Annotated in this window: 24 protein-coding genes and 5 tRNA genes; 26 read left to right on the forward strand and 3 right to left on the reverse strand. The window is 41.4% G+C overall.

Annotated elements, in window-relative coordinates:
- The first annotated feature begins 7 nt into the window (after nucleotides 1–7).
- From LCL89_RS01505 to LCL89_RS01545, 9 genes are all read left to right on the forward strand, one after another.
- Entirely contained in the window at nucleotides 8–637 is a 630-nt protein-coding gene (locus LCL89_RS01505; protein WP_197316487.1) for a helix-turn-helix transcriptional regulator, read from the forward strand.
- A 17-nt stretch (nucleotides 638–654) separates the two neighbouring features.
- Nucleotides 655–1467, forward strand: a complete 813-nt coding sequence (locus tag LCL89_RS01510; RefSeq protein ID WP_197316486.1) for a pyruvate, water dikinase regulatory protein — start codon at nucleotides 655–657, stop codon at nucleotides 1465–1467.
- Nucleotides 1468–1738: 271 nt separating this feature from the next.
- A complete protein-coding gene (locus LCL89_RS01515) occupies nucleotides 1739–2203 on the forward strand; it encodes a YaiI/YqxD family protein (protein WP_224807315.1) in 465 nt (154 codons plus the stop codon).
- Between the two features lie 35 nt (nucleotides 2204–2238).
- The gene (gene dnaG / locus LCL89_RS01520; RefSeq protein ID WP_224809529.1) at nucleotides 2239–4056 is read left to right on the forward strand and encodes a DNA primase; all 1818 of its coding nucleotides are present in this window, start codon (nucleotides 2239–2241) and stop codon (nucleotides 4054–4056) included.
- Nucleotides 4057–4093: 37 nt separating this feature from the next.
- The gene (gene rpoD / locus LCL89_RS01525; RefSeq protein ID WP_197316483.1) at nucleotides 4094–5227 is read left to right on the forward strand and encodes an RNA polymerase sigma factor RpoD; all 1134 of its coding nucleotides are present in this window, start codon (nucleotides 4094–4096) and stop codon (nucleotides 5225–5227) included.
- An 81-nt stretch (nucleotides 5228–5308) separates the two neighbouring features.
- Nucleotides 5309–5854 (forward strand): hypothetical protein, encoded by a 546-nt coding sequence (locus tag LCL89_RS01530; protein ID WP_224807316.1) that lies wholly within the window; start codon nucleotides 5309–5311, stop codon nucleotides 5852–5854.
- A 106-nt stretch (nucleotides 5855–5960) separates the two neighbouring features.
- Complete coding sequence (cccA, locus tag LCL89_RS01535) at nucleotides 5961–6329, forward strand: cytochrome c550 (protein WP_197316481.1); 369 nt, start codon at nucleotides 5961–5963, stop codon at nucleotides 6327–6329.
- 64 nt (nucleotides 6330–6393) lie between these two features.
- Nucleotides 6394–7098: a tRNA (adenine(22)-N(1))-methyltransferase gene (locus LCL89_RS01540; RefSeq protein ID WP_224807317.1), complete on the forward strand. Its 705-nt coding sequence runs from the start codon at nucleotides 6394–6396 to the stop codon at nucleotides 7096–7098.
- A complete protein-coding gene (locus tag LCL89_RS01545) occupies nucleotides 7098–8216 on the forward strand; it encodes a Nif3-like dinuclear metal center hexameric protein (RefSeq protein WP_224807319.1) in 1119 nt (372 codons plus the stop codon). The genes LCL89_RS01540 and LCL89_RS01545 overlap by 1 nt, the downstream gene beginning before the upstream one ends.
- Before the next feature lie 51 nt (nucleotides 8217–8267).
- On the opposite strand, the gene LCL89_RS01550 is transcribed toward LCL89_RS01545, so the two are convergent.
- Complete coding sequence (locus LCL89_RS01550; protein ID WP_197316478.1) at nucleotides 8268–9224, reverse strand: 4-hydroxy-3-methylbut-2-enyl diphosphate reductase; 957 nt, start codon at nucleotides 9222–9224, stop codon at nucleotides 8268–8270.
- Between the two features lie 181 nt (nucleotides 9225–9405).
- Between LCL89_RS01550 and LCL89_RS01555 the strand changes: the two genes are divergently transcribed.
- Both LCL89_RS01555 and LCL89_RS01560 read left to right on the forward strand, forming a co-directional pair.
- Complete coding sequence (locus LCL89_RS01555) at nucleotides 9406–10725, forward strand: DEAD/DEAH box helicase (RefSeq protein WP_197316477.1); 1320 nt, start codon at nucleotides 9406–9408, stop codon at nucleotides 10723–10725.
- A 13-nt stretch (nucleotides 10726–10738) separates the two neighbouring features.
- Complete coding sequence (locus LCL89_RS01560) at nucleotides 10739–11632, forward strand: deoxyribonuclease IV (protein WP_224807320.1); 894 nt, start codon at nucleotides 10739–10741, stop codon at nucleotides 11630–11632.
- A 153-nt stretch (nucleotides 11633–11785) separates the two neighbouring features.
- Here LCL89_RS01560 and LCL89_RS01565 read toward each other — a convergent pair whose 3' ends face one another.
- Nucleotides 11786–12070: a DUF2624 domain-containing protein gene (locus LCL89_RS01565; RefSeq protein ID WP_197316475.1), complete on the reverse strand. Its 285-nt coding sequence runs from the start codon at nucleotides 12068–12070 to the stop codon at nucleotides 11786–11788.
- Between the two features lie 193 nt (nucleotides 12071–12263).
- Here LCL89_RS01565 and LCL89_RS01570 point away from each other — a divergent pair, with 193 nt between their 5' ends.
- Complete coding sequence (locus tag LCL89_RS01570) at nucleotides 12264–12992, forward strand: transglycosylase SLT domain-containing protein (RefSeq protein WP_224807321.1); 729 nt, start codon at nucleotides 12264–12266, stop codon at nucleotides 12990–12992.
- Nucleotides 12993–13154: 162 nt separating this feature from the next.
- Complete coding sequence (locus LCL89_RS01575) at nucleotides 13155–13619, forward strand: hypothetical protein (RefSeq protein ID WP_224807322.1); 465 nt, start codon at nucleotides 13155–13157, stop codon at nucleotides 13617–13619.
- Nucleotides 13620–13669: 50 nt separating this feature from the next.
- Here the strand turns inward: LCL89_RS01575 and ispG are convergent, their stop codons facing one another.
- Entirely contained in the window at nucleotides 13670–14779 is a 1110-nt protein-coding gene (gene ispG, locus LCL89_RS01580) for a flavodoxin-dependent (E)-4-hydroxy-3-methylbut-2-enyl-diphosphate synthase (RefSeq protein WP_197316834.1), read from the reverse strand.
- A 357-nt stretch (nucleotides 14780–15136) separates the two neighbouring features.
- Here ispG and LCL89_RS01585 point away from each other — a divergent pair, with 357 nt between their 5' ends.
- The 13 genes from LCL89_RS01585 to pstA all read left to right on the forward strand — a co-directional run bounded on the left by LCL89_RS01585 (nucleotide 15137) and on the right by pstA (nucleotide 25828).
- Nucleotides 15137–15745 carry an NfeD family protein gene (locus LCL89_RS01585; protein ID WP_224807323.1) on the forward strand — a complete coding sequence of 203 codons (609 nt, stop codon included), beginning with the start codon at nucleotides 15137–15139 and terminating at the stop codon, nucleotides 15743–15745.
- A 213-nt stretch (nucleotides 15746–15958) separates the two neighbouring features.
- The gene (locus LCL89_RS01590) at nucleotides 15959–17596 is read left to right on the forward strand and encodes a Na/Pi cotransporter family protein (protein WP_224807324.1); all 1638 of its coding nucleotides are present in this window, start codon (nucleotides 15959–15961) and stop codon (nucleotides 17594–17596) included.
- A gap of 307 nt (nucleotides 17597–17903) precedes the next feature.
- Nucleotides 17904–17980, forward strand: a tRNA-Met gene (locus tag LCL89_RS01595).
- A gap of 25 nt (nucleotides 17981–18005) precedes the next feature.
- Nucleotides 18006–18081, forward strand: a tRNA-His gene (locus tag LCL89_RS01600).
- 3 nt (nucleotides 18082–18084) lie between these two features.
- Nucleotides 18085–18161, forward strand: a tRNA-Ile gene (locus tag LCL89_RS01605).
- Between the two features lie 13 nt (nucleotides 18162–18174).
- Nucleotides 18175–18267, forward strand: a tRNA-Ser gene (locus LCL89_RS01610).
- Between the two features lie 28 nt (nucleotides 18268–18295).
- Nucleotides 18296–18371, forward strand: a tRNA-Phe gene (locus LCL89_RS01615).
- 207 nt (nucleotides 18372–18578) lie between these two features.
- On the forward strand, nucleotides 18579–19193 hold the full coding sequence (locus LCL89_RS01620; protein ID WP_224807325.1) for a superoxide dismutase: 615 nt from the start codon (nucleotides 18579–18581) through the stop codon (nucleotides 19191–19193).
- Between the two features lie 102 nt (nucleotides 19194–19295).
- Nucleotides 19296–20531 carry an MFS transporter gene (locus LCL89_RS01625; protein WP_224807327.1) on the forward strand — a complete coding sequence of 412 codons (1236 nt, stop codon included), beginning with the start codon at nucleotides 19296–19298 and terminating at the stop codon, nucleotides 20529–20531.
- 93 nt (nucleotides 20532–20624) lie between these two features.
- Nucleotides 20625–22778: a peptidoglycan D,D-transpeptidase FtsI family protein gene (locus LCL89_RS01630; protein WP_224807328.1), complete on the forward strand. Its 2154-nt coding sequence runs from the start codon at nucleotides 20625–20627 to the stop codon at nucleotides 22776–22778.
- A 155-nt stretch (nucleotides 22779–22933) separates the two neighbouring features.
- Complete coding sequence (locus tag LCL89_RS01635; RefSeq protein ID WP_197316469.1) at nucleotides 22934–23920, forward strand: PstS family phosphate ABC transporter substrate-binding protein; 987 nt, start codon at nucleotides 22934–22936, stop codon at nucleotides 23918–23920.
- 82 nt (nucleotides 23921–24002) lie between these two features.
- On the forward strand, nucleotides 24003–24950 hold the full coding sequence (pstC, locus tag LCL89_RS01640) for a phosphate ABC transporter permease subunit PstC (protein ID WP_224807329.1): 948 nt from the start codon (nucleotides 24003–24005) through the stop codon (nucleotides 24948–24950).
- The gene (gene pstA, locus LCL89_RS01645; protein ID WP_224807330.1) at nucleotides 24950–25828 is read left to right on the forward strand and encodes a phosphate ABC transporter permease PstA; all 879 of its coding nucleotides are present in this window, start codon (nucleotides 24950–24952) and stop codon (nucleotides 25826–25828) included. The genes pstC and pstA overlap by 1 nt, the downstream gene beginning before the upstream one ends.
- Nucleotides 25829–25834 lie beyond the last annotated feature (6 nt).

A 25834-nucleotide genomic window follows, 5' to 3' on the forward strand; every position in this document is an offset into this window, starting at 1 on the left:
TGAAAGATTGGAACTCTCCAACCGGCAAGAACAGATTCTTCAGATAGTAAAAGAAAATGGACCGATTACCGGTGAGAATATTGCTGATCAGTTGAACTTGACAAGAGCGACGCTTCGTCCGGACTTGGCGATTTTAACAATGGCTGGTTTTTTAGATGCAAGACCTCGGGTCGGGTACTTTTTCACTGGTAAAACAGGTTCTGAATTATTGACGGAAAAACTTAAAAAATTCAAGGTCTCCGAATATCAATCGGTTCCGATTGTAGTTGAGGAGGACGTTTCGGTATATGATGCGATCTGCATGATGTTTTTAGAGGATGTCGGTACATTGTTTGTCACCGATGAATCCTCTAATTTAGCGGGGGTATTGTCGAGAAAGGATCTCCTGCGTGCAAGTATAGGGAATCAGGATCTCACATCCATACCGGTTCATATCATTATGACAAGAATGCCGAACATTACGATTTGTAGGCAGGATGACCTTCTCATTGACGCAGCACAAAAGTTGATAGAAAAACAGATCGATGCCCTTCCTGTAGTACATGATACAGATGACGGAATGGAAGTGGTAGGCAGGTTAACGAAGACGAATATGACAAAAGCCCTTGTCGAGCTTGCCAGGGATCAACACCTTTAATAGCTAGGAGGAGCAGCATGGGGAAACCGTTGATTTATGTAGTATCAGACTCTGTAGGGGAAACAGCTGAATTGGTTGTCAAAGCGGCACTCAGTCAATTCGATGATGGTCCTTTTGAATTGCAGCGCATTCCTTACGTTGAAGATAAAGGCACTATTAATGAAACCGTGGCACAAGCGAAGGAACAAGGAGCTATGATCGGTTTCACTCTTGTGATACCTGAATATCGCAAGCACCTGATCGCTGAAGCTGAAAAGCATGGAGTTGAATGTGTCGATATAATGGGACCGATGATGGAAGCGATGGAAAATCATCTGAAAATTGAACCCCGGTTGGAACCAGGACTAGTTCATAAATTGGATGAAGATTACTTCAAGAGGGTGGAAGCGATCGAATTCGCTGTCCGTTATGATGACGGTAGAGATCCGCGGGGAATTGCGAAGGCGGATATTGTTTTGATCGGCGTTTCCCGTACATCCAAAACACCGTTGTCTCAATATCTGGCTCATAAACGTTTGAAGGTTGCAAACGTGCCGATCGTTCCTGAGGTGAGCCCTCCCTCTGAGTTGTTTCGTGTCGACCCGTCTAAATGTATCGGCTTAAAGATAAGTGCTGAAAAGTTGAACGACATAAGAAAAGAAAGGCTGATTTCCCTTGGTTTGGGGGAGCAGGCCAGTTATGCGAACATGAACAGGATCCAACAGGAAATCGAACATTTCAACAGAATCGTCGATCGAATCGGATGTGAAGTTGTTGACGTCTCAAATAAAGCGGTAGAAGAAACAGCAAATGTCATTTTGAATAAATTACGGGAAGATGCTCAAGAATAGTACAAATTGACAAAAGTCGCGCTATGATTAAGCGCGACTTTTGTTGGGAAGAATGAAAATTAGGTAAAATTAGATATAGCATTATAGAAAGGAATGTATTATAATATTTATTTGTGAAAAAAACGATGTTTCATAGTTGGAGTATAGGTCCACGTTATAGAGAGGACGTGAACGTCACGGTTCATAGTAAACGAGAGCTGCAACTTTTCAGAAAAATAAAACATTCATTTTTTAGAAGGATTCTATGATAGATTGTAGAAATACAAATACTATGTCAAATAATATTCCGATCTTATGGGTAGATGCTGATAGTTGTCCGGTTCAAGAGGAAATTATGCAGGTTGGCAGTTCTTATGGAATTGCTCCCAGGTTCATAGCTACCGTCAATCATTATAGTATTGATAAAGAGAAGCAAAACTGGACCTTTCTGGACCATGGCTCTCAAAATGTCGATCTTTATATCATGAATCACGTAAAAAAGAATGACATTGTCATTACACAAGACCTTTCTCTGGCGGTTCTTTTAACAGCCAAAGGAGTTTATGTGTTGACCCCAAGAGGTACACTAGTTAAAGAAGAGGATGCCAATACGATTATGCAGAACAAGCATATTCGTCAACAGACAATGAAAAAAAATAAGAAGTGGAAAGGTCCTTCGTCTTTCTCTGACAAAGACAGGGAGAAATTCCAAACGACCTTACAAAAAATATTGTCTGAACATGAAGGTATTCAGTAGTCTACCTCGAATAATTGTTTAGTATGGTGATGCGTATGGCTGGACATATACCAGAAGAAAAAGTAGATGAAATTCGTCAATCCACAGATATCGTTGATGTCATCGGAGGATATGTTGACCTGAAAAAGCAAGGTAGAAATTATTTTGGGCTCTGTCCTTTCCATGGCGAGAATACTCCTTCTTTTTCCGTTTCTGCTGATAAGCAAATTTTTCATTGCTTTGGATGTGGAAAGGGAGGGAATGTGTACACCTTTCTCATGGAACTGGAAGGCTATACTTTCATTCAAGCTGTAAAGCAATTGGCAGAGCAGTCGGATATCGACCTGCCTGATCAAATTACAGATGATGAGCCTTCTTCAAAACAAAGTCCTGAATCTCAGAGTATACTTGAAGCTCACCAATGGCTCGCAAAGCTGTATCATCACTTGCTCCGAAATTCCAAGGAAGGAAAAGCGGCTTATCAATACTTGATCGATCGAGGCTTCACTGAAGAAACGATTAAAAAGTACCAGATCGGTTTTTCGCCGAACTCGAAAGACTTTGTAGTCACCTTCCTAGAAAAAAAAGGGTTCCATCCACAGACGATGGTGAAAGCAGGGCTGCTCAGCGCCAATGATCATGGTGAATATACAGATCGCTTCAGAGGACGGGTCATTTTTCCACTTAGAAACCACTTAGGGAAAACGGTGGCTTTTGCAGGCCGTGCCATGGGTGAACAGGAACCTAAGTATTTGAACAGCCCCGAGACAGAGCTTTTTCATAAAAATAGAATCCTTTACAATTTCGATTTAGCACGGGCTTCCATACGTAAGCAGAAAACGGTCGTCCTTTTTGAAGGTTATGTAGATGTTATCTCTGCTGATCAAGCAGGTGTTCATAACGGCGTAGGGACGATGGGAACTTCAATCTCCACAAACCAAGCGAATCTGCTTAAGCGCTATGCAGATAAGGTGATCGTCTGCTACGACGGAGACCGTCCCGGTGTAGAGGCCGCTTCAAAAGCAGCAAAGCTGTTGAAGAGTGTAGGCTGTGAAACATTCATTGCACGCGTTCCCGATGGGCTGGATCCTGATGACTTTATACAAAAGCATGGGGGAGACCGGTTCCAAAGGGAAGTAATCGAAACCAGTGATACGTACATGTCCTTCATGATGAGTTATCTCAAAAGAGATTACAACTTACAAATAGAAGGAGATCGAATCACTTATATCGAAAAGATACTACAAGAGGTAGCGATGCTCGACCGAGCTGTAGAGCGGGAGCATTACCTGAATGAAATTGCCTCAGAGTTCGAAATGTCAATCGATACTTTGAAAGAAGATATTCAAAGGATTCGTGGACAAAAGCCTTTGCCAAAGGATAATGAGGGACAAAATCGATATACTAATCGTACTAGTCGTTTATCAATACAAAATAAGTTGCTTCCTGCGTTTCACAATGCAGAACGTAAGCTCATTGCATATATGTTGAAAGATCCTTTGATAGCTGATAAAGTTCAGGAGGAAATAGGGGGCGCATTCAACATATCTGATCATCAGGTGATCGTAACTCACCTCTATGCCTATTATGAAGATGGTAATGAATCGGATATCAGTCAATTTGTAGAAAGACTTGATGATGCGTCGCTGAAAAACTTAGCTGTCGAGTTGGCTATGGCACCCGTCGGTGATGAAGTGTCAGACCAGGAAATCCAGGATTATATATCTCATATTCGAGCAGAACAAAGCGATCGTACGGATATAAAATCATTAGAAGCTGAATTGAAAAGAGCGGAACAGCAGAATGAACCGATTAAAGCAGCAGAAATTGCTATGAAAATCATTCAGCGTAAAAAAGAGTTAAAAAACACTTAATGAAGTTTGTGTAGATATGTTGGAAGGAGGGGGACTTATGGCAGATAAGCAACAACAGCCATCACGTTCTAAAGAAACTGAAAATACAAATGAACTGACACTGGAACAAGCGAAAGACCAGGTGTTAGAAATTGGGAAAAAGCGAGGGGTTCTCGCTTATGAGGAAGTTGCTGAAAAACTTTCAAGTTTCGAGTTGGATTCCGATCAAATGGACGAATTTTATGAACATTTGAATGACCAAGGAATTGAAGTAATCGGTGATTCAGACACAGACCCAAGTATGAAACAACTCAATAAAGAAGAAGAGTTTGACCTGAATGACCTCAGTGTACCCCCTGGTGTCAAAATCAACGACCCTGTACGTATGTACTTGAAAGAAATCGGCCGTGTAAACCTTCTATCTGCCAAAGATGAAATTAGTCTGGCACAGCGGATTGAAAATGGTGATGAAGAAGCGAAACGTGATTTAGCAGAGGCTAACCTTCGTCTCGTTGTCAGTATAGCGAAGAGATATGTAGGTAGAGGAATGCTTTTCCTTGACCTGATACAGGAAGGAAATATGGGATTGATCAAAGCGGTTGAGAAGTTCGACTACCGCAAAGGGTATAAATTCAGTACTTATGCTACATGGTGGATACGCCAAGCAATTACCCGTGCGATTGCTGACCAAGCACGTACTATTCGTATTCCAGTGCACATGGTCGAGACGATCAATAAGTTGATTCGTGTACAACGTCAATTGCTGCAGGACTTAGGTCGTGAACCGACACCAGAAGAAATTGCACAGGATATGGAATTGACGCCGGACAAAGTCCGTGAAATCTTAAAAATTGCTCAAGAGCCTGTATCGTTAGAAACACCAATTGGTGAAGAAGACGACTCTCATCTAGGTGATTTCATAGAAGACCAAGAAGCAACTTCCCCTTCAGACCATGCAGCCTATGAACTGCTTAAAGAACAACTGGAGGATGTTCTCGATACACTTACTGATAGAGAAGAGAACGTATTAAGACTGCGTTTTGGATTGGATGACGGTCGAACTCGAACCCTGGAAGAGGTAGGGAAAGTATTCGGAGTTACTCGCGAGAGAATCCGTCAAATTGAAGCGAAAGCTCTTCGTAAATTGCGACACCCAAGCCGAAGCAAGAGACTTAAAGATTTCATGGAATAAACAAACTTTTTAGCTCAGGGTGCCATCGTTTCTACAAACGAAATGGTAGCCTGAGTTTTATATTATTTCCGGGGTGATGTCATGGCTGATGACCGTAAACAAACGATTATTAATGAAATCAAGTATTGGAAGACAAACCGCCTCTTACCTGCTGAATATTGCGATTATCTATTAGCTTTATACTCAGAAGGCGATGGAAGCCATGATGGGAAACAAGCGGCTGTTTTAGAGAAACCACGCAGCTCTCCTATTAGTGCTGTATTCCTGGTTTTAACCCTGATTTTGTTACCCCTTTCATTTCTTGTCATTTATTTTACTGAAATGGACATGATAATGCAAACAGGGCTTTTGTCGAGTTTTGTATTGATTGCATTCATTCACGCAATCAGGTTAAACTATGCACGTTCAATGTTTTTTCAATTCCCTTTGATTATCGGGCTCTTGATTGCATTACTACTGACTGTTTCCGTCATCAGCCATTACTCAGCGGGAAATACAGCTATCTTTGTAAGTGTCCCCTTCCATAGTTTAATTTGGTTTTACATCGGATGGAAATTGAAGATCAAATATCTTCAAATTTCCGGTGTGATTGGGATGCTTTTAGTTACGATCTTAATTGTTTTATAAGTTTTCACATCTTATCCCTTTAATAAAGAGTGGTTTTCAAGTAAAATAAATATAGTCGAATAGACTCGAATACTATTTGAGGGAATACATAAGGAGGATACAACGAATGAGAAAAAACCCTGTGATTCCATTTGCAATTATTGCTGTTCTAGGTATCGTGACAATGATCATCGTATCTGCAGCTGGTATCAACCAACGAGAAGCCATTCAGAATGAAGAACATGGTGGCGGAGAAAAACAAGAAGAAACAGCAAGTGCCAGTCCTGAAGAAATGTTCCAATCTAAGTGTTCCAGCTGTCATGGTGGAAACTTGGAAGGTGGAGCAGGTCCAAATCTTCAAAAAGTAGGAAGCAGCTATTCTGCTGACGAGATTAAAGACATTATCGTCAATGGTAAAGGCTCCGCTATGCCGGCAGGTCTTTACACTGGCGAACAAGCTGCTAAACTGGCTGAATGGTTAGCAGAGAAGAAATAATAGTTACTTATGAAAGCTTTCTGTCTTATCAGGAAGCTTTTCTTTTTATGAAAGGGTCGAAATTATGAACGTCAATCAACTATCCAATCGGTTAGCCTTAGTGGCTAGTTTCCTTCCAGAGAAATCTAACTTTGCAGATATCGGTTCCGATCACGCTTACCTTCCTTGCTATGTATGCTTGAGAGATGAAAAAGCAAAAGCGATAGCAGGAGAAGTGAATGAAGGACCGTATCAGAGTGCATTGAATGAGGTCAATGCACATAACCTTTCAGATCGGATTGACGTCCGATTAGGGAATGGATTGCAAGTCTTAGAAGAAAACGAAGTGAACCAAATTGTCATTGCAGGTATGGGGGGCCCTTTGATTCGGGACATTCTCGATGAAGGGAAAGACAAATTAGGTGCTGTGGACCGTATCATCGTTCAACCAAATATCGATGCAAGGTCCTTGAGGATCTGGTTTAAAGAACAGGGATATGCCTTAAAGGAAGAAGAAATCCTTGAAGAAAATGGGCATATTTACGAGGTTTTGGTAGCTGAAAAAGGAGATCCCCTTTCCGGATACGAAACTGAGCAAATTGAGAAGGAGTTGTGGCTGGGTCCGCATCTTCTAAAAAAGAATGATCAAACGTTCCATCAAAAATGCAGAGCTGAACTTGAGAAGAAACAATATATTTTAGAGCAAGTCCAACGTTCTTCTCAAGTGGATGAAGAAAAGATTGTTCAATTGAAGAAAGAGATTACTTGGTTGAAGGAGGTTCTTGCGTAATGCAACAAACACTTACTGCTCAGGAAATCATTCGAAAATTCGAACAGTGGTCCCCGAAACATTTAGCATTCGACTGGGACAACGTAGGGTTGCAGGTTGGCTCATTAAATAAACCTGTAAAAAATATTATGGTAACGCTGGATGTATTAGAGAATGTGGTCGATGAAGCTATAGAAAAAGGGATAGACTTGATTATTGCTCACCACCCTCTATTGTTTGTCAAATTGAATCAAATCAACTTTGATACCCCTAAAGGCCGTGTTGTTAAAAAGCTGATTCAACATGATATCACTGTTTATGCAGCTCACACCAATTTGGATGTAGCGAAAGGTGGGGTGAACGATGTGATGGCTGAGGCACTGCAGTTAGAAGAGGTCAGGCCCCTGTTAGAGACAGGAAAGGAAGATTTGGTCAAATTGACAGTCTTTGTGCCTGAAAGCCATGCGGATCTCTTAAGAGATGCAATCAGTGAAGCAGGGGCAGGTCACATAGGCAATTATAGTCATTGTACTTTCCAGCTTTCCGGCGAAGGTACGTTTAAACCACAAGATGGCACAAATCCCTATATAGGCCAAGCAGGTGAGTTGGAAAAGGTTTCTGAGAAAAGAGTGGAAACCATTGTTCCAAAGGCAAAGTTATCAGTTGTGTTACAAGCTATGGAGAATGCGCATCCTTATGAAGAAGTGGCATACGATTTGTATCCTTTATTGAATGAAGGGGAGTCTCAAGGTGTCGGTCGTATAGGATTACTGCCAAATTCAGTAACGTTAAAAGAGTTATGTGAGCATGTAAAAGAAGAATACTCTGTTCCATCCTTGAGGTTTGTGGGAGATGAAAACAAGAAAGTGCAAAAAGTCGCTTTGCTCGGTGGAAGTGGAGAAAAGTATATCCATCAGGCGAAACGCAACGGTGCAGATGTATATATTACAGGGGACATGACATTCCATATGGCTCAAGATGCATACGAAATGGGTTTGAGCGTTATCGATCCCGGACACCACGTAGAGAAGCTTGTATGCCCGGTCATTGGTGAATTTATTGAAAGAGAGTGCAACCAGGACCAGCAATTGAAAGTTTTCATTTCTGAAGCTGATACTGAACCATTTAAATTTGTTTGATGTTCATTCATGAAAAAGGTGCTGGACCTTCGGGGCCAGCACCTTTTAGTGTTATTTTTTAGCTTTCTTTTTAGCTTTGACACGAGGCAGAATTTTCTTTTGTTCTACTTTGGATTCACGGATCCAGGTATCTTCATCCTCGTGATCAAATTGTTCGATGAATTTAATCACTTCTTTTGTAATCGGCGTCGGGGTAGATGCGCCTGCTGTGACTGCCACTTTTTCTACACCTTCAAGCCATTCCAGTTGAATTTCAGTGACATCAGAAATACGGTAGGCTTCTGTTCCTGCTTTTTCTTTAGAAACTTGTGCGAGGCGGTTGGAGTTGTTACTCATAGGATCTCCTACAACCAAGGTTAGGTCAGCTTCTTTTGCTTGTTCAGAAACAGCTTCTTGACGGACTTGTGTAGCCATGCAGATTTCCTGCTGTTTTTCCAACTGTGGGAACTTTTCTCTTGCTTTCTCCATGACGTCATAGACATCCCATTGACTCATGGTTGTTTGGTTTGTAATCATCAGTTTGTCATGATTCAATTCCAAGTTTTCAACATCTTCTTCAGTCTGCACTAAGTGGACTTTTCCTGGTGCAACTCCCATGGCCCCTTCAGGTTCAGGGTGACCCTTCTTTCCTACATAAATGATTTCAAAGCCTTCTGCAACTTTTTTACGAATCAAGTTGTGGGTGTTGGTCACATCCGGGCAAGTAGCATCCAGCGTCATAAGACCTTTTGCTTTTGCACGTTCTTTTACCTCCGGCGATACGCCGTGGGCGGTGAAAATGACTGTCCCGTCATTGATTCCCTCCAACATATCGCTGCGATTCTTACCATCTACAGTAATTATACCTTCATCTTCAAAAGCTTTTGTTACATGAGCGTTGTGAACAATCATGCCCAGGATATATATCGGTCGTGGTAAATTCGGGTCTTTGGCTGCGTTTTGTGCGATGACCATAGCATCTACTACGCCGTAACAATAACCGCGAGGTGCGATTTTGATGACTTCCATGCTATTACGTCCTCCTCTTTTGTACATCCCCATCAGGATCTCTATTCCAATTCCATTTCCCATTATAAAGCCTAAACTACCATATGACAAAGATTCTTCATCTCTCTTCATCGTTTCGTGCATTTCTCTTTAACCTCTATTATAATAAGATAGGGACAATATACATTAAAGGGGTACAATTATGAGTAAACATACATTTGAACAATTCGCTATCACTCCTGTAGTCAGTGAGATGGTAGAGGGTCTTGGGTTCCAAGATCCTACACCGATCCAACAACAAGTCATTCCAGCGGCTCTTCGAGGAGAGAGCCTGATTGGACAATCTCACACAGGATCAGGAAAAACCCACGCTTATTTGCTTTCTCTGTTTTGCCAGCTGGAGGAAGATGCAGATCATGTACAATTTGTCATCACTGCTCCGACTAGAGAGTTGGCCATACAAATACACGAGGAAGTTAAAAAAGCTATTCAGTTTGCTGGAAAAGATCAAATATGGCGTTCGAAGCTTCTTATTGGAGGCACGGATAAGCAAAAAATGGTTGATAAACTATCCGCCAACCCTCCACATATCGTTGTGGGCACTCCAGGACGGATCCTGGATATGGTTAAAGAAGAAGCGATCGACTTGTATCAAGCGAAGAGCTTCGTGTTGGATGAAGCAGATTTGATGCTTGATTTGGGCTTTATCGAAGAAGTTGACCAAATTTTAGTCCGTATGGATCAGGAAGTACAAATCATGGTCTTCTCTGCAACGATTCCTGAACGCCTGAAGCCGTTTTTAAATAAATATTTGACGAATCCGACACAGATTCAAATTGAGGATAATAAACCGTCTCCTGAATCGATGGAGCACCGTTTGATACCGCTGCGTCATAAAGATTATGCAGACGTGATTATGGATATAACAAAAGCGATTCAACCTTACTTGGCCATCATCTTTACGAATGGGAAAGATTTAGCTGATGAGTTGGCAAATGATTTGATCAGCCGAGGGTTGAAAGTAGGCGTTTTACATGGCGGCCTTTCCCCGCGAGAACGTAAACGGATGCTTAAAGAGCTGCAAAATTTACGTTACCAGTATATTGTGGCTACAGACCTTGCCTCACGAGGTATTGATATTCAAGGAGTCAGTCACGTCATCAATGCTCAAATGCCGAAGGAAGAAGAATTTTATATCCACCGAGTAGGACGTACTGCTCGAGCGGGTATGGAAGGAACAGCAATCAACCTTTACTCCGATCAGGATTTGCCATTGATTCAAAAACTCGAGAAAAAAGGTTTAACGTTCAACTTCTATGAAGTGAAGAATGGAGAATGGAAAGAGGTCAAATCCTATAATGAACGTCAGAACAGAGAGCGTACAACATCAGATTTAGAGAAAAAAGCGAAGCAGATGGTCAGGAAACCTAAAAAAGTTAAGCCGGGCTATAAGAAGAAAATGAAGCAAGAAGCAGATAAAAATTTGAAAAAATTGAAGCGGAACAGCTACAGAAAGAAATAAGGAAGGGAATTTCATGGTCAAAATAGGGTCGCACGTATCAATGAAAGGCAAAAAAATGTTGTTAGGAGCGAGCGAAGAAGCGGCAGCATACGGATCCAACACCTTTATGATTTATACTGGAGCTCCTCAAAACACGAGAAGAAAGCCCATCGAGGAATTAAATATTGAAGCGGGCTTAGAGCACATGAAAGAGCACGGGATGGAAGACATCGTGGTCCATGCTCCATATATCATTAATGTCGGAAATACTACGAAGCCGGAAACGTTCCAGCTCGGGGTTGATTTTCTCAGAAGTGAAATTGAGCGTACAGAGGCTCTTGGGGCGAAACAGATTGTTCTGCATCCTGGTTCTCACGTAGGTCAAGGCGTAGATAAAGGACTACCGAAGATCATTGAGGGACTGAACGAAGTGCTCAATAAAGATCAGAATGTCCAAATTGCATTGGAAACAATGGCAGGGAAAGGCTCTGAAATCGGTAGAAGCTTTGATGAGCTTGCACAAATTATAGACGGAGTTACAATGAATGAAAAGCTTTCAGTCTGCATGGATACCTGTCACATCCATGATGCAGGTTACAATGTGAGGGAAGACTTTGATGGAGTCCTTGAGGAGTTCGACCGAATCGTTGGTCTTGATCGCTTGAAAGTCATTCACGTTAACGATAGTAAGAATGAACAAGGAGCTCAAAAGGACCGCCATGAAAACATAGGTTTTGGGCACATCGGATTTGAGGCTCTGCATAAGGTGATCCACCATCCGCAATTGAAAGAACTGCCTAAAATCCTTGAAACTCCATATGTTGGAGAGGATAAGAAGAATAAAAAACCTCCATATCGTTTTGAAATTGACATGATAAAAGAGGGGACATTTGATAACGAATTAAAAGAAAAAATTATGGAACAGTAAAAAGAAGGGTGCTTTGCATCCTTCTTTTTTTATGGGGAAAGCTTTTGCTTTCTTTCATGGAAAACAACAGGGGTGAGAGTGAAATTTTTTTGGGAGGGGATTACAAAATTCTACTTCATGGACTTACCCGGCTCTTTTTTTGCTGGGGGACCATTATTCCAACCAATGGTCTACACCATATTCTTTAGCTAATTTGATGAGTATTTTATTTACAGCTCTTGCGGTGTCTTTAGAAGTGATCGAAGCAAGTTTTCCTAACATCCGCTTCCTTCCATCTGAGTCAAATGGATTTTCTTTGTTTTTTTTCAATGCACGAATAATCGCTTCAGCTTCGGCTTTTGAGATGGGGATATTATACTTTTTACTATAATAAATGATGTCTGAGGTGGTTAGCTGTTTTAATTTTTGGGTAATAAGTTGTTGTGCCACATTTTTCATTGTCTTATGCACCCTTTCCCGATGTCATCTGTACACCATATGATAATTAAGAAACATATGTGTTTTCTCAATATTTATACATAGAGTTTTTCGATTGCAATGGCGAAGGTGTTGGGTTAATATAAGCCAATGGGTCCAGAGGCATATTGGTCGAAAGTATCATTTCGATTCAAAAAGCAAAGGAGTGAGTAGAATGAAATACACCAATTCGTATTTACAAGCGTTTATAGCGTTGATGCTTGTGGTTGTTACTTTTTTCACTGTGGACCAGTTAAAAGAAGAGGACCAGCAAACGCTCGCTGATCGAAATCAGCAACTGAAGGATAAGAATGCGGAGCTGAAGGCTGAGAAAAACCAGTTGGAATCGCAGTACAGCTATATAAAAAAAGAAACGGCTGAGGAAAGTAAGAAGAATGGCTTCTACACGTGGCCGAAAGTGGAAAAGAAAGCCGATCGTCTCGTTCAGGAAAGTGATGGAAAGTTTAAGAAATCGTGGGCTTTATATTTAGTTAAAGAGTCCAAGCGATATGAAATTGATCCATTCCTCGTATACGAACTGTTAAAGGTAGAGACGGGCGGGACTTTCGATCCTGAATTAGTCGGACCAGAGACGAAATATGGCCATGCCTATGGAATGTCTCAGTTTATGAAAAATACTGCCCCGTGGATTGCGGACATGGCCGGTTTACCATATGAAGATGAACTTTTATTTGATCCTTATTATTCCATGCAATTATCTTTAGTTTATTTAGATTTTCTTCATCATGAATATGGTAACTGGGATGAAGCGTTGACAGCCTATCACAGAGGTATGGGCGGATTAGAACAATATAAACAGGAAAATGGTCACGCCAAAAGCTGGTATGCTAAAGAAATTCAAAACAAAGCTGAAACGCATCCAACAGTCGCATTCGTAAACTAGCTCATATTCTTCACAGAGCCCCCATCGTTCAATTAGAACGATGGGGGCTTTTTTGTAAGTATAATGTAACCGTTTATGGGAGTTTAGTCGGGATTAATCCAAGTATCGTATAGCCTGCCATCAAATGGCACTTTAAAAAAAGGAATTACTCATATACTAATCATGATTCTCCAAACAGAAAGTGAGGGAATTCTTATGTATGAACCAGAAAATCCTGTTGAGAATCAGGAAACAGAAAAAGCTCCAGAACATGGAGATGAGCTTGAACAAGTAGCAGAAGAAGTTGATGATCATGGGCGTGGCCCGAATCAACCCGTTTATGGCGAAAGTTACGAAGAAGAGTTTGCTCAAGAAGCAGCAGTAACTCCAATTCATGAGCCGATTAAATCGGAAGAACAAGAAACCACGATGGAAGATGATGTGAAAGTGGGTATGGGGTGGTTAGGACTTACTGCAGCCATTCTATCCTTTTTCTTTGCTCCGTTGATTTTGGGAGCAGCGGGAATCATCTTAGGAATCGTAGGTAAACGACGTGGGGCAGATACATTAGGGAATATGGCGATCATCATTAGTGTGATCTCTATAGCATTTTCTTTATTCTTCGCCCCGATCTATAACTTGATTTAACCATTCTGTTTCAAACAAAATAAAAGTGGACCTTTAAAAGGTCCACTTTTTTATGCGTTTTGCTGTTGTTCTTCTTTTTCTTTACGCTCTTTTTCATAATGTTCCTCAGCCAATTTGTCGACTTCTTTTTTCAGTTCTTCAACCATGATGTCTTCAGGAACTTTACGAATGATTTCTCCGTGGCGGAAAAGTAGTCCTTCGCCTCTCGCACCTGCAATTCCGATGTCAGCTTCACGAGCCTCACCAGGACCGTTAACTGCACATCCTAGTACGGCTACTTTAATTGGAGCTTTGATCGTTTGGATATATTCTTCAACTTCGTTTGCAATTGAAATCAAATCGATTTCAATACGTCCGCAAGTCGGACATGAGATCAGTGTCGCTGCATTAGATGCAAGGCCGAACGATTTCAATAATTCTTTAGCCACTTTGACTTCTTCAACGGGATCGGCACTCAAGCTGATTCGTACCGTACTTCCGATACCCTTACTTAAGATAGCCCCGAGGCCTGCCGCACTCTTTACAGTACCAGCAAATAAAGTACCTGATTCAGTGATCCCCAGGTGGATTGGATAATCGAATGCTTCAGCCGCTTTCTCGTATGCTTCGATTGCCAATTTAACATCAGACGCTTTAAGCGATACGATGATATCGTGGAAATCCAAATCTTCGAGTATCTTGATATGGTGCAGGGCACTTTCAACCATGCCATCAGCCGTTGGATAGCCGTATTTTTCTAGAATATGACGTTCGAGGGAACCAGCGTTAACTCCGATACGAATCGGAATTCCTTTTGCTTTCGCTGCTTTGACCACAGCCTCAACTTTTTCCCTTTTACCAATATTCCCAGGGTTGATTCTGATTTTATCAGCTCCACCCTCGATGGCTTTCAATGCTTTCTTATAATCGAAGTGAATGTCAACAACCAATGGGATGTTGATACGTTTTTTAATTTCAGGAATTGCATCAGCTGCACGGTCATCAGGACATGCTACACGTACGATCTGGCAGCCTGCTTCTTCAAGCCGCTTAATTTCAGCCACTGTAGCTTCCACATCGTGTGTTTTTGTAGTTGTCATGGATTGGATGACGACTTCATCAGCGCCACCTATAGTAACGTCACCGACCCTTACAGGACGAGTATCTTTTCTGTGAGTAATTGCCATTAGTAATCGCTCCTTTATCTATCCATAAAAAAAAGGGTTCTTTATGAATTGCCAATCTTCATTATAAGGGCTTTTGCATGAAATGAGAAGTCAAGTGTATTGAAGTGAGCCCATTTCATATATATTTTGCATCCATTAAAGCTTATCAAATTATATCATGGTCATACAATTTTAAGAAGTCTTTCAAATGAAGGGCTTGTGAAACATTGAACTGACAGTGGGTTGAATGAAGTGAGACATGTATATTAAAGTATTTTTATTATTAAAAACGAAACCGGTGACTATCTAAATACGTACATATAACAGGAATGGATTAGAGAGGGTGATTAATACGTGCTTTCATATGATTGGATGGCTTTCATCATCACATTTTTAGGGACGATGTTCCTGATCGGTGAACTATTGGTGAATATGAGGGGGATTTTTGCTGTACTTGGATTAGGTTTCATCACTGTATTTTTTTCTACCTATCTGGAACCACAAATGATTATTCTGATGATGCTCGTGTACTTCTTTGGTCTTCTGCTCATAGTGATTGATGGTAAAGTGGTCAATGATGGGACTCTTGCAACTATAGGTGCAACGGTCATGATCATAGCAGTAGGGTTCAGCGCACCTAACTGGGTGGCGGGCCTGTACAGTGTCATCGGTGTTGTCTTTGGAGGTTTTTCTTCATTAATATTTTTAAAGGTATTCGAGAAGCGGGATGTTTGGTCGAAGATTACGCTCATGGATCAGTTATCATCTGAAATGGGATATAACTCCATGAAAGATACCTATCAAGAGCTTGTAAATAAGAAAGGGAAAGCACTGACAGATATGAGGCCTGTCGGTACGGTGCAGATTGATAGGGAAGAGTACAGCGCGGTTTCCAATGGCCAATGGATTAAGAAAGAAGATGAAGTCCAGGTCGTGTCTGTTGACGGCACGAAGATTTTAGTAAAGAAACTTTCAAAATAAAAGAATGACAGCAACAGAAAGCAGGTGCCTGAATAGGTACTTGCTTTTTTGTTGTTCAATAACAAAAGGATTTTACCGCAGTATGTAGTAAGTGTAAATTTATTGTAAAGTTCAGATCTATATCTTTACAAAATAAAACTGTTTCGTTAATAATAGGTAAGTGTTTGAATAAAGAGAGAAGAGAAACTTGGATGAAGAAAGGGTGTACATTTTTTGGATATTAATGTTCAACAAATGATTTTTGAATTTATTGGAGGATTGGGGATCTTCCTTTTTGGTATCAAGTACATGGGAGACGGCTTGCAGAAAGTAGCTGGCGATCGATTAAGAGAGATGCTTGACCGTTTCACAAGCAACCCATTAATGGGAGTCATCGCTGGTGCTGTCGTCACTATGCTTGTACAAAGTAGTTCAACGACTACCGTATTAACAGTAGGTTTGGTGAATGCTGGATTCATGACCTTCCGTCAGGCGATCGGTGTCATTATGGGAGCGAACATCGGGACCACTATGACGGCATTTATTATTGGTATTGATATTAAAGAATATGGTCTACCTATCTTGGCAATCGGTGCCTTTTTAATATTCTTCTTTAAGAACAAGCAGGCAACGAATTTCGGGCAGACGCTATTTGGCCTTGGGGCGTTGTTCTTCGGTTTAGAAACGATGAGTGGCGGAATGAAACCTCTTCGTTCTTTGGAAGCTTTCCAAGAATTAACGGTGAGCATGAGTGAAAACCCGATTTTGGGTGTGGTGATCGGAACATTATTTACGGTCATTGTCCAAAGTTCCAGTGCTACAATCGGTATTTTGCAAGGGTTATTCGGTGAAGGGCTTGTGAATTTGGATGCTGCTTTGCCTGTATTATTCGGTGACAATATCGGTACAACAATTACAGCTGTATTGGCGGCTATCGGTGCAAGTGTAGGAGCGAAGCGGGCAGCTTTTGTTCACGTCATTTTCAACGTGTTAGGAGCTACTGTTTTCCTTTTACTTCTAAAACCATTCACGGCATATGTGAGCTGGCTTCAGGGGCAAATGGATCTTGGGCCGGAGATGACCATAGCGTTTGCTCACGGCTCATTCAACATTGCGAATACGATTGTTCAATTCCCGTTCGTAGCTGTTTTAGCGTGGATTGTTGTTAAACTTGTACCAGGAGATGACTCTTTGATTGAGTTTAAGCCTAAACACTTGGATCCAATCTTTATCCAACAGTCTCCTTCCCTTGCCCTGGATCAAGCGAAAGAAGAAGTGGTACGTATGGGTGAATATGCTTATAAAGGATTAGAAGAAACGAGCCTTTATCTTAACAACAAACAACAAAAACATTCTGAAATTGCATTGCAGATTGAGGATGCTTTAAATAACTTAGATAGAAAAATTACAGATTATCTTATAGAACTATCCCAAGCGTCACTTTCTGATGAAGAAAGTCAAAAGCATACCGCATTGATGGATTCCGTACGTGATTTAGAGCGTATTGGTGACCACTTTGAAAATATTGTAGAATTGATCGATTATAGAAATTCCAATAAAGTACACCTGACGGACCAAGCGACAAATGATTTGAATGAAATGTTCAACTTGACGTTAATGACCGTTAAGCAAGCGACCAGAGCCCTTCAAACCATGGATCGGGAAGAAGCCCTTTCTGTTGTCCAAAAAGAGAATGAACTGGACCGAATGGAGCGCACTTTCCGTAAAAAACACATCATTCGTTTGAATGAAGGGGTATGTACTGGACAGGCTGGTATTGTTTTCGTTGATATGTTGAGCAACTTGGAACGTATCGGTGATCATGCTGTAAACATTGCTGAAGAAGTTCTAGGTGAAAAAGAAAGTTTATAAATAGATGAGCAGTTGCTGGCAAGCAACTGCTCTTTTTTTAACCACTATCTATGAATAGATAACAGGTGGCGAGGATGCAAAAAACAAACTAAGAAAAAGATAGGTCTTGTTATATGAAGTAAAAGATTACGTGATACTTGTATATGTACATTTATTCGAAAATAATTGGCAAAAGTCCTTGAAAGGTGTCCTGGTCCATGCTATATTATTTTTGTCGCAAAAAAACGGCTCAAAAAAAGCTGTTGACGGAAAAAGGATACCATGGTATATTATTAATTGTCGCTTCAACGCGACACATACTTAATTCGGCGGTGTAGCTCAGCTGGCTAGAGCGTACGGTTCATACCCGTGAGGTCGGGGGTTCGATCCCCTCCGCCGCCACCATATACATACCTAAACATAAATCATGGCGGTTGTGGCGAAGTGGTTAACGCACCGGATTGTGGTTCCGGCATTCGTGGGTTCGATTCCCATCAGCCGCCCCATGTGGACCCTTAGCTCAGCTGGTTAGAGCTATCGGCTCATAACCGATCGGTCGCAGGTTCGAGTCCTGCAGGGTCCACCACTTATATGTCTACGGAGGAGTACCCAAGTCTGGCTGAAGGGAGCGGTCTTGAAAACCGCCAGGGGGTTAACGCCCCGCGGGGGTTCGAATCCCTCCTCCTCCGCCACTTTCATTATAAGTGAACAAATCAATAAGGCTCGGTAGCTCAGTTGGTAGAGCAACGGATTGAAGCTCCGTGTGTCGGCGGTTCGACTCCGTCCCGAGCCACCATTTAAGTATAACAAGCAGAGGCTTGTTATTTTTTTATGTTTGAAATTCACTAACAAGGGAATTCTTAATAGCGGGAGTTAAAGAAACTTCTTTATTCACTTGCAAATAATTTGCAAGTATTAAGGTCGTTTGATAATGTAAAATTGAGAAGTCATGGAAACCATGATTTACTAGTTTTACATATAACTTTAAAGGAGGAGTTTTACAATGGCTAAATTTGAACTACCAGAATTACCTTACGCTTATGATGCACTTGAACCAACTATCGACAAGGAAACAATGAACATCCACCATACGAAGCACCACAATGGCTATGTAACGAAGCTGAACAATGCTCTTGAAGGACATGCTGACCTTCAAGACAAATCATTAGAGGAGCTTCTTGCAAACAACATTTCTGTTGTACCGGAAGATATCCGTACAGCAGTTCGCCGTAACGGTGGCGGTCACGCGAACCACAGCTTGTTCTGGACAATCATGTCCCCGAACGGCGGCGGTGAGCCGACAGGTGATTTGGCTACTCAAATTAACGATGCGTTCGGCAGCTTTGATCAATTCAAAGAGAAATTCGAAACGACTGCAAAAGGCCGTTTTGGATCTGGCTGGGCTTGGTTAGTCGTAAACAACGGCAACCTTGAAGTCATTGACACGTTGAACCAAGATTCTCCACTGATGGAGGGCAAAACTCCAATCCTAGGTTTAGATGTTTGGGAGCACGCATACTACCTGAATTATCAAAACCGTCGTCCTGACTACGTTTCTGCATTCTGGAACGTTGTCAACTGGGACGAAGTAGCAAAGCGCTTCGACGCAGCTAAATAATCGATTTTACCTGAGAGGCATGGATTTAAATCCATGCCTCTCTTTTTGTATATCTCCTTTTGTTCTGACAACACTAGGAAAGAACACAAAGGAGACATGGGTATGGTGAGTAAGCTGAGGGCGTGGCTGGGCCACGAAAATGTATCAAAAGATTTGTTGTTGCTGCTTCTGATAGGAGGCTTATACTCCCTAGGTATATTTTTATCCAGTACATTTGTGAACATCTACTTATGGAAACAATCCAACAGTTATACGGACATTGCCCTGTACAATCTAAGCATTTATGTATTGCAGCCATTGACCTTCATTTTTGCAGGAAAATGTGCAAAGAAGATCGACCGGGTAATCGTATTGAGGACAGGTGTAACTGTTTTATCCTTGTTTTTTATGACAGTTCTTCTAGTGGGAGAAAGAGCGGCTACGTTTAATATTATGTTAGGTGCATTGTTGGGTGTCGGATACGGGTTTTATTGGCTTGCTTATAATGTACTGACATTTGAAATTACTGAGCCTGAAACGAGAGATTTTTTCAACGGGTTTTTAGGTGTGCTTCAGTCCCTGGGGGGGATGAGTGGACCGATATTAGCGGGGTTTATAATCTCGAGGTTGAATAACTTTACTGGTTATACGGTTATTTTTTCAATTTCATTCAGTTTGTTCATAGTGGCGGTGATTGTGAGCCTTGGCTTATCGAGAAGAAAAGCCAGAGGAAACTTTTCGTTCAGAAGGATTGTCCATGAGCGGAAAAACAACCCGAATTGGAAGCGTATCCTGAATGCCCATGTTTCTCAGGGGTTCAGAGAAGGAACATTCCTCTTTGCTGTGTCGATTTGGATCTTTTTGATGACAAAAGATGAACTGTCGCTCGGGGTATTCAACCTTGTGTATTCAGGTTTTTCTTTTTTATGTTATTTCTTAGTGAGCAGAATCGTCAAACCAAGGAGAAGAAAGAAAGCAATATTCCTGGCAGGACTTTGTCTGTACTTGAATGTGTTGATTTTATTAGTGAGTGATACCATGCCGATGCTGCTCTTGTATGCAGCGATTGCCGGTGTTTTCTTCCCGATGTTATATGTCCCTTATTTATCATTGACCTATGATGTCATTGGGAAGTCGTGGAATGCTGGAGAAATGCGGATCGAGTATATTGTTGTTCGTGAATTGTTTTTGAATTTAGGAAGAGTGGTTTCTATAATCGTCTTCCTATTAGCAATCACATGGATCCCTCCGGAAACCGGAATTCCATATATACTGCTTCTGTTAGGTGGAGGTCACTTCTTGATTTACTTCTTTATCAAGAATGTGGACACTACCCGTATGAATCTTCCTCGTAATTGAAACTTTCTGCTCATGAGCGTCGTCTATTATGATAGGAGGAAAAGATGCTATAATAGTGTCTGGAATTCTTGTTTATAGAGGGAGAGGAGTTTATTGGGGAAAAAGAAAAAAAGCAGCCTTAAGAAAAAATCGCATCTTCCTTTCCGTTTGAATGTTGTGTTTTTTGTTGTGTTCCTATTGTTTGCAGCCATCATACTACAACTGGGTGTCGTTCAAATTCTCAATGGAGAAGAAGCTCAGGACGAAATCGATCGCACAGAGAACACGACCACAAATATACCTGTCCCGCGAGGAGAGATGTATGACCGCTACGGTCGCGTCGTTGTAGATAATCAGCCCTTATATTCCATTACATATACACCTCCAAAAGGGGTACAGTCAGATGACAAGCTGGAACTTGCTGAACAGCTGGCTGAATATATCGACATGGAATATGAAAATAAATTGACGACAAGAGATTTTAAAGAATACTTCTATCTTAAGAATGCGGAAGATGTTAAGGATCGCATCAAATCAGAAGATACGAAGGATTTAACGAATGGGGAAGTATATCAACTCCAATTGGACAGCATCAAAGAAGATGAAATAGATGGTTATGATAACCAGACGAAAGAAGTCATTGCCATTAAGAAAGAGTTGGATAAAGCGTACGCTCTTGCCCCGCATGTTATTAAGAACTCCGATATTACTCAGGAAGAGTATTCGAAGGTGGCTGAGCACCTGGCAAACCTTCCGGGGATCAATGTAACTTCTGATTGGGAGCGGCAGTATCCGTATGATAATACGTTCAGAAATTATATAGGAAGTATTACTTCAAGAGAGCAAGGCGTACCGAGAGAAGACCTGGATTATTATATGTCATTGGATTACAGCAGGAATGATCGTGTAGGAATAAGTGGTCTGGAACAGCAATATGAGAAAGTTTTAAGGGGAACAAAAGAAAAAGTCCAGTATGAAACGGATAAGAACAACAATGTCGTAAATTCTAAAGTGATCCGTGAAGGGCAGCGGGGGAAAGACCTTGTATTGTCGATAGATATCGAGTTACAGAAGAAAGTCGACCAAATCATTCAGGAAGAGTTGCTGAATGCCATAGGCAAAGCACCTTACGACAACCGTTATTTAGAAAATTCTATTGCAGTCGTCTCCGACCCGAACACAGGTGAAATTTTAGCGATCTCTGGTCAAACATACAACCGCAATACAGAAGATGGGGGTTCGAAATTCTCTGACACTTCTTATCAGGCTGTATATAACGCATATACTCCTGGTTCTACAGTAAAGGGTGCCACCATTTTGACAGGTTTACATGAAGGAGCAATAGATACAACTTTCTCCATCAATGATAAGCCACTCACAATTGCAGGTGTTCCTAAAAAATCCTATACACCTAATATAGGATGGGTCAATCCGGAGTCAGCTTTGCAGCAATCGTCCAACGTTTATATGTTCTTTCTGGCTATGAAATTAGGTGGAGTAACAAGCATGGAATATAACCGAAAAGCGCTCAGCTTAAAAGATGGGACTTTCTCTACCTTCATCTATAACTTCAATCAATTCGGTCTCGGAGTGAAGACAGGACTGGATTTTCCTTTTGAAGAAACAGGTTTTCAAGGAGACAATCCGAAGCCTGGTAACATTTTAGACTTTGCCATTGGGCAGTTTAGTACTTACACGGCTTTGCAGTTGAATCAATACGTTTCTACCATAGCCAATGGTGGAGACAGAATCAGACCGCGATTAGTCAAAGAAATCCATGAGCCGTCCAATAGTATCGAAGATTTAGGTCCTGTATCGAAAGATTATGGTCCTGATGTTCTTAATACGCTTGAGATGGACCCTTCATATATAGATCTTGTTCAAGAAGGTTTCAGGCAGGTATTTCAAACAAGACAAGGGACAGCGAGCAGTGTTTTCTCTAAAGAACCATACGCGAAATACCGTATGGCGGGAAAAACAGGTACGGCCCAGTCCAAAAAGTACTTACCCAAACCGGATGGCGACGGGTATTATGGTGTAGACACACTGAATAAAACGTTAATCGGTTATGCACCATATGATGACCCTGAAATAGCATTTTCTGTCATGACCCCATATGTCGGCATTGATGCGACTTCCACTTATAATGTAAGTAATAATATAGGTGCTCGGATAGGGAAAGCTTACTTCGAGCTGAAAGAACAACGTGCCAAAGAGGGGATAAAAAAAGATATAACAGAAGAATCAGAACCATCTTCTCAAGAGTGATACGAAAGTATCCCTCTTTTTTTTCGTCTTTTTTCGCCAATTTACAAAACCTTAACATTTCATTCATATGGAATTAAAACTTATTGGTTACTATAAAAATGTGAGTTGGCCAAGCCGACTAAAACTTTTGAAATAAAGAGTAGGGGGAGAAAGAAATGAAAAACCTTAAGAGCTTATCTCTTACATTTGCATTTATCCTGATCCTGGGTGTTCTTGCTGCGTGTGGCAATGCGCCTAACGATGCAGAACAAGGTGAAGGAAACGGTGAAGGAGCTTCTTCAGAAAATGTTTCTGGCGAAGTTGCGATTGACGGTTCTTCCACAGTTTTCCCAATCATGGAAAACCTTACTTATCAATACAGCCAAAAGAACCCAGATGTTAACGCAACAGTAAACAGTTCTGGTTCTGGCGGTGGATTTAAAAAAGCAACAAAAGGTGAAATCGATCTAAGTAACGCTTCTCGTGAAATCAAAGAAGAAGAAAAAGCAAAAGCGGAAGAAAACGGCATTCAGCTTGAGCCGTTGTCCCTTGCATACGATGGTTTATCTGTAGTAGTTTCTCAAAAGAACGATTTTGTAGACGAGCTTTCTGTTGAACAGCTTCGTCAAATCTTCAAAGCATCATCTGAAGCTAAGAATTGGTCCGACATCAACCCAGAATGGCCGAACGAACCAATTGAAATCTTCAGCCCTGGACATGATTCAGGTACATTCGACTACTTCAATGAAGTAATTCTTGAAGAAGAGCCGATGAAAGAAGGTCAAAACACGACACTTTCTGAAGATGACAACGTTCTTGTACGCGGAATTAAAGACAATCCGAACGCAATTGGATTCTTCGGATATGCGTATTACGCAGAAAATAAAGATGCTCTTAAAGTTCTAGGCATCAAAGACGGTGAAAATGCTGAAGCTATTAAACCGAGTGGAGAAACAATCCAAGACGGTTCTTACACACCGCTTTCTCGCCCGCTATTCACTTATGTAAACGTGAACGCATATAAAGAGAAGCCACAAGTTCGTGACTTTGTTGAGTTCACATTGAACAATGCTGGTAAAGCTGCAGAAGAAGTAGGATATGTAGCGCTTCCAGAAGAGAAATATCAAGAGCAGCTTGATAAAGTTAAAGGTTGGACAGAGTGATTTTTGGATGAAAATCTATCATGGAAGGTGAGACTGTGATTTCAGTCTCACCTTGCCGTGTGGATGAAAGGAGTTTTATTGTATGGACAACAGTTTACGTTCAGAGGGAAACCAATTGAATGTCCAGCAAATGATTGAAGAGAGAAAACAGAAAAAAAGTATAGGGGAACGAATAGAGAAAATCGTCCCATGGTTTTTACTGCTATGTGCAAGTGTCAGTGTTCTGACCACAGTTGGTATTTTATTTACTTTACTTCGCGAATCCATCGGGTTCTTTTCTAATGTTTCTATTTTTGAATTCTATACAGGTACCAGCTGGTCACCGTGGTCAGGTCATTACGGGGTAGCACCTCTTATTGGCGGAACTTTATTGATTACGGTCATTGCTACGATTGTAGCTGTTCCACTAGGCTTAATGTCAGCCATTTTTTTGAGTGAATATGCCAGCGATAAAGTAAGACGTACCATTAAGCCTGTTCTGGAAGTTTTGGCAGGTATTCCGACTGTCGTATACGGGTATTTTGCTTTAACATTCATTACTCCAATGTTCCAAGCGATCATTCCTGACCTTGGGATCTTCAACGCCTTGAGTGCAGGGTTTGTTGTTGGAATCATGATCATTCCTATGGTCGCTTCCCTTTCAGAGGATGCGATGAACTCAGTGCCGAACGCATTACGTGAAGGTGCCTTAGGTCTGGGAGCTACTAAGCTTGAGGTTGTATTCAAAGTTGTACTGCCTGCTGCATTTTCTGGTATTGTCGCTTCCGTCGTGCTGGCGATTTCCCGTGCAATCGGAGAAACGATGATTGTTACAATTGCTGCTGGAGCGACGCCGAACTTGACGATGGATGCAACGCAGTCCGTCCAGACGATGACTGCCTTCATCGTACAAGCGGCTACAGGAGACACAACGTTTGGTTCTACAATTTATTACAGTTTATATGCAGTAGGAATGACACTATTCGTCTTCACTCTGGTTATGAACTTGATTGCACAGTATATTTCACGTAAGTTCAAGGAGGATTATTAATGCTTGGACAAAATGAAAATGGGGTAAAGAAACGTATGGAAAGTCGAGTCATGTTGAATAAAGTCATGATGGTTTTATTCTTCCTGGCTACGACTGTAGGGCTTATATTTTTAGGGCTCTTGTTTTATCGTGTATTGACTCAAGGAATTGGTTATTTAAGCTGGGATTATATCAGAAGCTTTCCAGCACCTTATCCAGACAAAGCCGGGATATGGGCTGGTCTGATCGGGTCCATTATGCTTATGGCAATCGTTGCGGTGTTCTCTGTCATTATCGGAGTTTCAACAGCTATTTACTTGGAAAAGTATGCTTCTAAAAACAAATTTACAGATTTTATTCGAATCAATATTCAGAACCTTGCCGGTGTACCATCCATCGTATTTGGTCTTTTAGGATTGACGTTCTTCGTTTATATGTTCCAATTCGGATACACGCTGATGGCTGGTGGCCTTACTATGGCATTGCTTGTACTGCCGGTCATCGTCGTGGCTGCACAGGAAGCTCTTCGTTCAGTTCCTTCTGAAATAGAACAAGCTTCATATGGGATGGGGGCATCTAAATGGCAGACGATTGCACGTGTCACTCTGCCGGCAGCCATCCCTGGAATTCTGACAGGAACGATCATTGCGCTATCCCGTGCAATCGGTGAAACAGCTCCGCTGATCATTGTTGGTGCAGCGACTGCCATTTACACGCTTCCAGACTCTGTACTCGCTAAATATACAGTTATGCCGATTCAGATTTACAACTGGACGGGTCGACCACAGGAAGAATGGCAGTATGTCGCTGGTGCAGGAATCATCGTGCTTTTAGCCATCTTATTATTGATGAACTCAATTGCAGTCTTGATCAGAAATAAATTCTCAAGACGTCTTTAATCATGG

It is taken from the genome of Halobacillus yeomjeoni, assembly GCF_020171525.1.
In the GTDB taxonomy this organism is placed as follows: domain Bacteria; phylum Bacillota; class Bacilli; order Bacillales; family Halobacillaceae; genus Halobacillus; species Halobacillus yeomjeoni.